Raw genomic sequence first — 9,750 nt, 5'->3', positions numbered from 1 at the left:
GCCGTGACCGTGAGCACGCCGGCCCTCGAAAGCACCCTCGTGTCAGGACTCGATCCCGCCACTGGGGCACGCCTCGTTTGGAAGCACACGCCCGTGAAGCGGTAGTCGTCAACCGGTAGTCGTCAGCCGGTAATCGTCAGCCGAGCTGTTCGTAGGGAATTTCGGGGAAGGGCGGCAACCCGGCCGCCTGCGCCACCGCGAGCAGCCCCTCGCGTGTGTGGAACTCCATGCCGTCGCGCTCCACCACCACGGCCCCGGGATATTGCGGCGCGAGGCGACGGAACTCCGCGTCGATGAGGCGGAAGCGCTCCACCATGCGCTCCACTTCCTCGTGCGGACGGCGCCGCATGCGGATGTGCTTCTCGATCGTATCGGTGCCCGAGGTGAGCACGATGGTGCAATCGGGTTGCCACGTAGCGCCCATCGTCACCACACCGCGCAACGCCGCATGGGTCTCCGGCGGATACTCCGCGATGTGCGCTTCGAGCGTGATCTGCGCGCCCTCGATGAGCACCACGGCGCCGGGCTCGTCGTGCTTCGCGGCGTACCGGTAGTTCGCATCGTACAGCCGGGCGAAGTACGCTGTCACGCCCACGGGGTTGTGTCCCGCCTCGATGTCGGCGAGCACCCGCGGGTCCCACACGCCCTGCTCACCTTCGCCGTACGAGCCGTTGCGATACAAGTCGCCCAACTGACGCACGAGTGTGCTCTTGCCGATGCCGGGCCCACCTACAATGGCAACGCGCACTTACTTGCTGCTCGAGCCGGCGCGCGACGCCTGCATGGCCCGTTCGGCCGACCGCTGCGCCGCCGACACTTCCGCGGGTGACAGCGTGAGCGGAGTGACGGCCATGGGGAGCGTGTCCGACACGTAGCGATTTCCGCGCACCGTGAAGGCCTGCGGCGGCAAGCCAAGCACCGACTTGCCGTACAGCACGCGGTAGAACACGCTCGCCGCGAGATAGGTACCGATCGGCGACGGATGACTGCCGTCGTCGATGTACAACTCGCTGGCCGGCGATTCCTCGCGCATAGCCGTCCACGCGGCGCCGACGGGTACCAGTGTCGCGCCGAGCGAGTCCGCGAGTTTCGCGTACGTGGCGGCAATCGTGCCGCTGGTCTGCGGCGTGTCGCGGCGCGGCCAGGTCACATAGAGCAGAATCTTCGAACCCGCCTTGCGCGCCATGTTGCCCAGTTGGGTGCCGTACTTGAGCACCGTATCCGGTTGCTGGATGGGCGCGAGACTCTGGTCCTGCAGCACCACGTAGTCCCAACGTTGCCCGAGCAGCTCGGACATATCGCGGCGTGCCGTGTGACCGCGCAAGAACTGACCACCCTTGAGCACGGTGGTGATCGCCGGCACACGATTCTCCCCCGCGGCGAGCGCCAGCAGCGTGAGCGTACGCGGCAGATCGTTTACATAGGTGTAGCTGTTGCCGATCCACAGGATGCGCAGCGGCGCATGCGCTGCCGCCACGGCGGGCGTGGGCGACGCCGGCTGCTGAGCACCGAGAGCCGACGTACGGAGCAGCACACCCCACACGAGGGCACCCAGCACCACGGGACGCGCAAGACGAACGGTCATGATCTGAGAGAAGGAGGGTTCGCGCACAATCTAGTCGGAGGCGCGTGCCTTCTTCGACGCGAGTTGGATCCCGGCAATCACCATCGCCAGCGCCACGAAGAGCCGCACCCCGGCGGACTCACCGAGCAGGACGACCCCCAGCGTGATGGCGGTGATGGGATTGAGGGCGAGAAACACCGCGACCCGTGAGGGCGTGGAGTGGCGCAGGGCCCAGATCCACAAGCCGAACCCGACCGCCCCGCCGAAGATGCCGAGGAAGAGCACAGCGGCCCATCCCAACGGCGTCACCATGGGGAGGCGCGAGAACAACCCCTGCGCGAGCGCGAGCGGCGCCAGCGCCACCGTGCCAGCCAGCATCGATTGCGCGGTAATCGCCAGCGCATCGTACCGTGCGAGCAGCGGCCTCGACCACACGTTATAGGTCGCGCCGCACAACGCCGTGGTCCCGATTTCGAGATACCCGACGAGCGGGTTCGACACCCCCGTGGTGGCGTCACCCGTTGGGACGAGCGCCACCGCGAGCCCCGCAAAGGCGAGGATTTGCCCCAGGATGGTGCGGGTACGCAGCGGTTCGATACCGCGCCACACCGACAGCGCGAGCGTCACGAGCGGATTCGTGGCCGCAATCAGCGCCACCTGCGCCGTCGGCAGATGCGTGAGCGACGCGCTGAAGCTCCACGGAAACACGCCGAAGAAGAGTACGCCGAGCAGGGCCACCTGCAGCCGGTCGCGCCCGGGCATCACCGGAAAGGCGCGCCGCCCCAGTACCACCAGCAGGCACGACGTGGCCACCACGTAGCGCACGAAGGCCAGCACCACGGGTGTCGTTTGCGGCACCACGTAGCGCGTGGCCACCACCGACGCCCCGAAGAAGATGCTGGCTGCACTCGCCGCCAACGCCGCGCGGGAGGCAGTGGCGTGGCCATGGAGGCTCGGCGTGGAAGTGGGTGGCGCGGACACCTGCGGGATATGACAGGGTGCGCCGGCAGAAGCCAGTCGCCGCGGGAGATTTCCGCTCAGCGCCCGGTCGCGAGTGGCCGCACCGTGTCCAGCAGGATCTGCAGAAACCGTCCCGGCTCCTCGAGCATGGGCACGTGCGCCGACCAGCCGAGCGTCACGAAGTGCTTCGTCGGCGCCTCGATACGCGCCACGTAGTCACGCGCCGGCTCGTAGGGGGTGTGCAAGTCGTGTTTCCCCTGCATCACCACCACCGGCACCTTGAACTTTGTTGGGAGCGGAGACGCGCCACGCCCCACCAGCGTGCGGGTGGTCCACTGCGTGGCCGCCGTCTGCGCCGCGATATCGGCGCTCGTGTACTCCGGCGCCCATTCGGGCAAGGCGAACAGCAGATCGAAGGTGGGCTTGCCGTACCAGCCGCCATTGAACACGCGCGCCCACTTTCGCGTGAGCAGCACGGACGTCACCGGCGCGCCGGGGCGTGGATACGGCGCGATGGAATCCAGCTCGCGCAGCGCGTCGCGATTGTTCGCGGCCACGGCCAGCTGGCGAAGCCGCGTGTACAGGTAGTCCTCACCACTGCCGCTCACTTGCCCCACGCCCACGTAGGAGTGCAGCCACTCCGGTCGACGATCGGCGAGCGCCATGCCGATCATCGTGCCATACGAGTAGCCCATCACGATCACCTTCTCCACGCCAAGCTGCTGACGCACCCACGCCACCATCGCCTCCGCGTCACCCACGAGGCGGTCGAAGGTGAGCGTCGGCGCGAGTGCGGCGCGATCGGCGCTCACGGCGTTCTTCCCCACGCCGCGCTGGTCGTAGTGCACCACCGTGAAGAAGTCCTCCCACGGCGCCTGATAGGCCCACGCCATCGACATGGTGGGCGTGCCCGGTCCGCCGTGAATCATCACGATCACCGGGTTGGACCGATGCTTGCCGCGGATCGACACCCACTGCGTGGTGCCGTCGATCGTCACCGGCTCGAGGCGCTCGATGCCATCGGGCGTGTGGATGCGCCGCAATTCGCCCAGACGCGCGGCCACGGAATCGCGCGCCGTGGTGGGTACGGTGGGCGTTGGCGGCGCCGACTGTGCGCGGGCAGGGCGGACACCAATCGTGGAGTGCAGCGCCGCGAACAACACGCCGAGCGCGAAGCCTCTGCATTGGCGGTGGCGCATCAGGACATCTCCGAAGAAAGCACGGACAATGTTAGGTGGTAGGCTGCCGTGAGCCCGGCCGGGCCGACGTGTGAGGGTCGTGTCCAAGCCGTTGCCGGCCGGCGCATCCGTCAAGAACGAGCGCACAGCGTCGATGGCATTCAATCCACGATGAAGAGGCGCGCGCCGTCGGCTGTGGTGGAACGGTGTGGCATTGTGTCGTCGGCCACCTGATAGCTCATGCCGGCGGTGAGCCGAACGGTACGGCCATCGGCGAGCTCCGTGTCCAGCACGCCGTCCAGCACAAAGAGGATGTGCCCCTTCGCGCACCAGTGGTCGGCGCGATAGCCGGGCGAGTACTCGACCATGCGCACGCGTATGTCACCGGCGTGCTGCGTCCGCCAATGCGCGACGCCACGCTCGCCCGGATGCACCGTGGGTTCGATGCTCGCCCAGTCGACCGTCGCAAAGGGAATGTTGGTAAGGTGCACAGTGGCCTCAGATCGATTGACACACGGAATTGCTCTCAGTACCGGAACAACCGGCTGATCTTCACCACCGTGTACACCGGCTCGTCGAGTACGCCATCGAGACGGGTCATCTGGCGGGAAAGTGGGAGAAGCGCGGATCGGCGACCCACTGCACTGACGCCGATCGCCGGCAGTTCGTTGGCGCGTACCGGCTCACCCCCCGCAATCGGTCGCCGGTGTTGCGCGAAACGTGCCGCCCCCGCATCCCCTCACCACTCGGCGGAACCGGCGGTACGTTCCCGCGTTCGCCATCACCATCTCCGGGGGAGACGTGCTCCGTACGCCACTTCGCTTCAGCATCCTCGCGCTCATCGCCATCGGGACGAGCGCCTCGCCAGTCCACGCGCAGTCCCGTGGGCTCACGCCGAAGGACGCCATGCGTCTCGTGAGTGTGGGCGACGTGGCCCTCTCGCCCACCGCTGCGCACGTGGCCTTTACCGTGACCACCGTCAACGAGAAGGCCAACAATCGCAGCACCGCTCTCTGGGTCCGGGCGCTGCGCGACGGCAGGCCGGTCGGCGACGCGGTCCGCTTCACCGATCCCACGCGCAACTCCAGCGCACCGCGCTGGTCCCCCGACGGCGCGGTGATCGGCTTCACCTCGCGCCGCGGTGACGAGGACGCCTCCACCTGGTTTCTGCGAGTCGGAGGACTCGGCGGCGAGGCCTATCGCATCGAGGGCGTGCGTGGCAGTCCCGTATGGTCACCCGACGGCAAGTTCATCGCGTACACCGCGGAGCCCGAGCGCAAGGAGAAGCCATCGGCCAAGGCGCTCCGCATTGCCCCCAACGGCATCACCAAGCCGCTCGACGCCGAGCGCTTCGACGGCTACCAGATCACGCATCTGCGCTACAAGCGCGATGGGACGTTCAATTTCCTGCCGCACCCCGAGCTCGTGCCCAAGCGACAGCTGTTCGTCGTAACCTCGTCGGGGGGTACCGCCAAGCAGGTCACGTCGCTGCCGCATAATGTCGGTGCGTTCGAGTGGGCGCCCAATGGCGCGTACTTCGTGTACGCGGCAAACCCGCGCGAGGACGACGACCTCAATCTCGATCCCACCACACGCATCTTCGTGGTGCCCGTCGACGGCGGTACGCCGATGCAGGTGCTCGATATCCCCGGTGGCGTGAGTGCGCCAGCCATCTCCCCTGACGGTACCAAGCTCGCCTTCCTCAACACGGCGGCGTGGAACGCGGAGACCGAGCTGCATGTGGTCGACATCGACGCGCGGGGCATCGCGCGCGGCGCCTCGCGGAATCTCACCGCCTCGTGGGGACGTACCGCCGCCGCCCCATCGTGGAGTCCCGATGGCCGCTATATCCGCTTCACCGCCACCGTACAGGGCAACGCCCATGTGTACGAAGTGCCGGCCGCGGGTGGCACCGTGCGCCAGGTCACGAGCGGCGATCGCGTGCTCGACGATGTATCCGTGTCCGCGAGTGGCCGGTTCATGGCGTACAGCGCCACGTCACCCGTGGCGCCGGCCGACGTGTTCGTGGCCGACCGCACCGGTGCCGGTGAAGTGCGTGTCTCGGCGTTCAACGACTCGCTGCTCACGCGCATCGCGCGGCAGCCGGCGCAGCACGTCACCTGGACGGTGCGTGACGGCACGCAGATCGAAGGGTGGGTGATCGCCCCCGTGGGCTATGAGCCCGGGCGTTCCTATCCCATGGTCCTCAATATCCACGGCGGGCCGCACTCGGCGTACACGAGCGCATTCTCGGCGGGCTTCCACCAGCTCTCCGCATCGGGCTTCTTCGTCTTCTATCTCAATCCGCGCGGTTCCACCGGCTACGGCAATGCCTTCAAGCATGCCATCCAAAACGCGTGGGGCATTGTGGACGAGGAGGACTTCATCACCGGCGTGGAGACAGTGCTCAAGCGCTTCCCCGACATCGACCGCACCCGACTCGGGGTGATGGGCGGCAGCTACGGCGGCTTCATGACCAACTGGCTCACCTCGCGCACCAAGCTCTTCGCCGCTGGGGTGACGCGCTCGTCCATCGCCAGCTGGGAAGCCATGGCCGGCACTACCGACTCCAACCAGCCGCAGCGCGCCTTCGACGGCGCGTATCACGAGCAGCGTGAGACGTGGCGCAAGAACTCGCCCATCTCGTACGTGGAGAACGTGAAGGCACCCACGCTGGTCATTCACGGCGAGAACGACTTCCGCACCCCGCTCAGCGAAGGACAGATCTGGTACGCGTCACTCAAGAAGCTCGGCGTGCCCACCGAGTTCCTCGTGTACCCGCGCAGCGGTCACGGCATCACCGAACCTTGGCTCGCCGCCGACGCGGCCGAGCGCAGCCGCCAGTGGATGGTGTACTGGCTCATCGAGAAGCCGAAGCAGCGGACGACGCCATGAGCTATCCATTCGATCTTCAGCCCACCCTGGAAGGCCCCACTTTGGTGGTGCGCCCACTCGTCGCCGATGATCTCGAGCCGTTGGTCGCGGCCGCGAGTGATCCGGAGATCTGGGCGCTGCACCCCGAGCCCACCCGATGGCAGCGTGAGGTGTTCACCACCGGCTTCTTCGTCGGCGCGTTGGCGAGCGGGAGCGCGTTCACCGTGGTGCACCGGGAGAGCGGCGCCGTCATCGGGTCATCGCGCTACTACGAGTACGAGGCCGAGTCGAACTCGATCTTCGTGGGCTACACGTTTCTCACGCGGGCGTACTGGGGCGGCGCCACGAATGGTGAGCTCAAGCAGCTGATGCTTGATTACGCGTTTCGCCATGTGGAGGCGGTGCAGTTCCACATCGGGCCCGAGAACTGGCGGTCACGACGGGCCGTCGAGAAGATCGGCGGCGCGTTCGTACGTGAGGAAGTCGTGACCAGAAACGACCGCGAGGAGCGGCGGGTGGTGTACCGGATAGTCCGGGGGTGACGTACGGGGGTCCCCATACCGTCCGTCACCACGAGGTCAAGCCGACCAGACCAGGCGACCCTCTCGGTCATGATGCAGTGGCTCGAGCTTCTCGATCTCTTCGGCGTTGGGGCCATGCACCGCTTCCCACAGTTCGCGTGCGTCGTGCAGGTTGATCCAGAACTGCGCCGACGTGCCCAGCACGCGCGCGAGCCGAAGTGCTGTATCGACCGTCACGCCGCGACGTCCGCACAGCAGATCGTTCAGCCGCTGGAGCGAAATGCCCAACCGCGCGGCAAAGGCAGTTTGCGTCATGCCGAGCGGTACAAGGAAATCCTCGCGCAGCACTTCACCCGGATGAGCCGGCGGCTCCGCCATCTGCTCGACCCGTGGGCGGGGAATGAGCGTCTGCATCGGCTTGGTGGTCATGGGCGTGAAGGCGTGTGGTCAGTGATGCGCGGTCGTCGTACACGGGTCGTCATGCGTGGTAATCGGTTAACTCGACACGCGTGGGCCCCTCAGTGGTCCAAACAAAGCATAGGCGATACCGATCATTGACGCTGATCGAGTGCTGCCCCTTTCGATCGCCTTTCAGAGGCTCCAAGTGGTTACCCGGTGGGTTGCGCAGGTCGTCCAGCGCCACAGCCGCATCGAGCGCCGAGAGCTTGCGGCGAGCCACAGACCAGAGCGCCACCGCGGGTCGGTTGGCCTTGGTGTGTTTCCCCGCGAAGAGGTCGGCAGTGCCTTGGTCGAAAAAGGACTGGATCACACTTGAATGTATATACTATACATATAGCGTGTAAACTGGTCCGACTCCCCGAAACACAAAGCGGCGCCCCGACCAAGTCAGGGCGCCGCTTCGGTGTATTCAGTGGCTTGGGACGGAATCGAACCGCCGACACGCGGATTTTCAGTCCGCTGCTCTACCAACTGAGCTACCAAGCCGTCCAGGGGTGCGGGAGACCCGCTCCACCAGAGTCACGGAATATAGCCCGGCCCACACGGAAAGGAACCCACCCCGGCCGAGCAGTTCCCTCTCCGCCGGACCGCCTCCGTGCCCTCACCACCCTCGGCGAGCTCCGTGTCCGCGCGTTTCCCCAGCCGCTTCCCGCCGTTACCGCTCGTACTTCGCCGTGATGATGCTCTTGAGCCCGCCGCGCACGTTGAAGTCCCCCACCACCGTGAGCGCGTGCGGTTGGCACGCCGCCACGAGATCATCGAGGATGTGGTTCACCGCGCGCTCGTAGAAGATGCCGTCGTTCCGATAGCTCCAGAAATACAGCTTCAGGCTCTTCAGCTCGAGGCACTGTTCGGCCGGCCAGTACGTGATCTTGATCGTCGCGAAGTCGGGTGCACCCCCCTCCAGCAACTTCAGCTCGACCGCGTCCGTCTCCACGCCGCCCAATGGGCACAGCGACGTGAATTCGTCGGTCTCCATGTAGATCTCGTACTTCCGGTCCGCATACGGATTCGGAAAGGTTTCCAGCAGTTGTGGCTTGGGCATGTCTGAAACGTAAATGAGCCGGAACGAAAACGGGCGCCGCGTGGGCGCCCGCTGGAAGAAACAACGATCAACGACTCACGACGGTTCGCGGAGTCGCTTGCTCCAGTCGTCGAGCATCAGCCGCTCGGCTGGCGTGAGACTGTCGATCCCCGTAGCCGCGATCTTGTCGAGCACCGCGTCGAGCGCCGTGCTGGCCACCGGCACCGGGGCCGGCGCAGGCGCCGGTTTCGGCTTGGGCTGCGGCTTGGGCGCCGGGCGCACGCGCGCCATCGCCGCCTTGCTCTGCGCCACGATGTCGTCGGTCTCACGCTCGCGCGTTTCACGTTCGCGCGGCCGGCTCGACTTGGGCACCGCGCGCGGCGGCTCGTCGCCATAGTCGGGCGCCTGCACCATGCGGCTGCGGAAGCGATCGAGGGTGCCCACGTTGGGCGCGCGCAGGTAGATCCACCCCGCCACCATGCCGCCGAAGTGCGCCGCGTACGCCGTGCCCCCCGCGCTGCCGCCGTCGAGCACCGTCATGGTGATGTTGATGAGCGCCATGAACACCACGAGCCACTTCACCTTCATGGGCACCACGCCGAAGAACAGCACCTCGTCGTCGGGCCAACGGCTCGCGTACGCCACCGCCACACCAAGGATGGCCGCCGACGCCCCCACGAGGATGCCGCCGTTGGGCTGGAACATGTAATGGAAGGCCCAGCCGCCCAGCCCGCACCACAGGTAATACCAAGTGAACGTGCTCGCGCCCCACGCCCGCTCCACGCGCGGCCCGAACAGCCACAGCGTCCACATGTTGAGCAGCAGGTGTACCAGCCCGCCGTGCACGAACATGTAGGTGACGAGCGTCCACAACGCGCGCGACTGCAGGTCACCCGACGCGTAGCCCAACCAGCTGGCCATGTTCGCGTCGCCCACGAGCGTGGCCTGCACGAAATACACGGCCACACACAGCCCGATCAGCCAGTAGACGGCGCTCGGACCACGTGAAGACTCGAAGTCGTCGTAGGTGACGTAGCTCATCTCAGTTCAACAAAGACCACGCGGTCAGCGATCCCGGCCGGCACCCGCAGCACGCCTGGCCAGCGCCAGATGCACGATGCGCTCGCACAGATCGGGAAACAAGACACCGGCCGCCGCCGCGGCCTGTGG

11 protein-coding genes and 1 tRNA gene are annotated in these 9,750 nt (G+C 66.6%); 2 read left to right on the top strand and 10 right to left on the bottom strand.

What is annotated here, in order from left to right; all coding sequences use genetic code 11:
• Positions 1 to 136: 136 nt before the first annotated feature.
• The 5 genes from ACIQ6O_RS08445 to ACIQ6O_RS08425 all read right to left on the bottom strand — a co-directional run bounded on the left by ACIQ6O_RS08445 (position 137) and on the right by ACIQ6O_RS08425 (position 4,193).
• Complete coding sequence (locus ACIQ6O_RS08445) at positions 137 to 748, bottom strand: hypothetical protein (protein ID WP_396207340.1); 612 nt, start codon at positions 746 to 748, stop codon at positions 137 to 139.
• Entirely contained in the window at positions 749 to 1,585 is an 837-nt protein-coding gene (locus ACIQ6O_RS08440; protein ID WP_396207339.1) for an SGNH/GDSL hydrolase family protein, read from the bottom strand.
• Positions 1,586 to 1,615: 30 nt separating this feature from the next.
• Positions 1,616 to 2,545 (bottom strand): DMT family transporter, encoded by a 930-nt coding sequence (locus tag ACIQ6O_RS08435; RefSeq protein WP_396207338.1) that lies wholly within the window; start codon positions 2,543 to 2,545, stop codon positions 1,616 to 1,618.
• Positions 2,546 to 2,601: 56 nt separating this feature from the next.
• Positions 2,602 to 3,723, bottom strand: a complete 1,122-nt coding sequence (locus ACIQ6O_RS08430; protein ID WP_396207337.1) for an alpha/beta fold hydrolase — start codon at positions 3,721 to 3,723, stop codon at positions 2,602 to 2,604.
• Between the two features lie 140 nt (positions 3,724 to 3,863).
• A complete protein-coding gene (locus ACIQ6O_RS08425; protein WP_396207336.1) occupies positions 3,864 to 4,193 on the bottom strand; it encodes a DHCW motif cupin fold protein in 330 nt (109 codons plus the stop codon).
• A 310-nt stretch (positions 4,194 to 4,503) separates the two neighbouring features.
• On the opposite strand from ACIQ6O_RS08425, the gene ACIQ6O_RS08420 reads away from it, so the two are divergent.
• On the top strand, positions 4,504 to 6,597 hold the full coding sequence (locus ACIQ6O_RS08420) for a S9 family peptidase (RefSeq protein ID WP_396207335.1): 2,094 nt from the start codon (positions 4,504 to 4,506) through the stop codon (positions 6,595 to 6,597).
• Positions 6,594 to 7,118: a GNAT family N-acetyltransferase gene (locus ACIQ6O_RS08415; RefSeq protein WP_396207334.1), complete on the top strand. Its 525-nt coding sequence runs from the start codon at positions 6,594 to 6,596 to the stop codon at positions 7,116 to 7,118. The genes ACIQ6O_RS08420 and ACIQ6O_RS08415 overlap by 4 nt, the downstream gene beginning before the upstream one ends.
• 36 nt (positions 7,119 to 7,154) lie before the next feature.
• Here the strand turns inward: ACIQ6O_RS08415 and ACIQ6O_RS08410 are convergent, their stop codons facing one another.
• The 5 genes from ACIQ6O_RS08410 to ACIQ6O_RS08390 form a co-directional block, all read right to left on the bottom strand.
• The gene (locus ACIQ6O_RS08410) at positions 7,155 to 7,526 is read right to left on the bottom strand and encodes a HigA family addiction module antitoxin (RefSeq protein ID WP_396207333.1); all 372 of its coding nucleotides are present in this window, start codon (positions 7,524 to 7,526) and stop codon (positions 7,155 to 7,157) included.
• Between the two features lie 49 nt (positions 7,527 to 7,575).
• The gene (locus tag ACIQ6O_RS08405) at positions 7,576 to 7,866 is read right to left on the bottom strand and encodes a type II toxin-antitoxin system RelE/ParE family toxin (protein WP_396207332.1); all 291 of its coding nucleotides are present in this window, start codon (positions 7,864 to 7,866) and stop codon (positions 7,576 to 7,578) included.
• Positions 7,867 to 7,969: 103 nt separating this feature from the next.
• Positions 7,970 to 8,042 (bottom strand) — tRNA-Phe (locus ACIQ6O_RS08400).
• Positions 8,043 to 8,211: 169 nt separating this feature from the next.
• Positions 8,212 to 8,601, bottom strand: coding sequence for a preQ(1) synthase (gene queF / locus ACIQ6O_RS08395; protein WP_396207331.1), 390 nt, complete (start codon positions 8,599 to 8,601; stop codon positions 8,212 to 8,214).
• A 75-nt stretch (positions 8,602 to 8,676) separates the two neighbouring features.
• Positions 8,677 to 9,621: a rhomboid family intramembrane serine protease gene (locus tag ACIQ6O_RS08390; RefSeq protein WP_396207330.1), complete on the bottom strand. Its 945-nt coding sequence runs from the start codon at positions 9,619 to 9,621 to the stop codon at positions 8,677 to 8,679.
• Positions 9,622 to 9,750 lie beyond the last annotated feature (129 nt).

It is taken from the genome of Gemmatimonas sp. (genome assembly GCF_044345575.1).
Classification (GTDB): domain Bacteria; phylum Gemmatimonadota; class Gemmatimonadetes; order Gemmatimonadales; family Gemmatimonadaceae; genus Gemmatimonas.
The sequence above is the reverse complement of the archived record's forward strand: the minus strand, read 5'-3'. Positions and strand labels throughout refer to the sequence as shown.

Bases quoted from the DNA above. Each gene is read 5' to 3' on its own strand.
- ACIQ6O_RS08440 (WP_396207339.1), bottom strand. From the start codon at position 1,585: ATGACCGTTCGTCTTGCGCGTCCCGTGGTGCTGGGTGCCCTCGTGTGG.
- ACIQ6O_RS08430 (WP_396207337.1), bottom strand. From the start codon at position 3,723: ATGCGCCACCGCCAATGCAGAGGCTTCGCGCTCGGCGTGTTGTTCGCG.
- ACIQ6O_RS08415 (WP_396207334.1), top strand. From the start codon at position 6,594: ATGAGCTATCCATTCGATCTTCAGCCCACCCTGGAAGGCCCCACTTTG.
- ACIQ6O_RS08410 (WP_396207333.1), bottom strand. From the start codon at position 7,526: ATGACCACCAAGCCGATGCAGACGCTCATTCCCCGCCCACGGGTCGAG.
- queF (WP_396207331.1), bottom strand. From the start codon at position 8,601: ATGCCCAAGCCACAACTGCTGGAAACCTTTCCGAATCCGTATGCGGAC.
- ACIQ6O_RS08390 (WP_396207330.1), bottom strand. From the start codon at position 9,621: ATGAGCTACGTCACCTACGACGACTTCGAGTCTTCACGTGGTCCGAGC.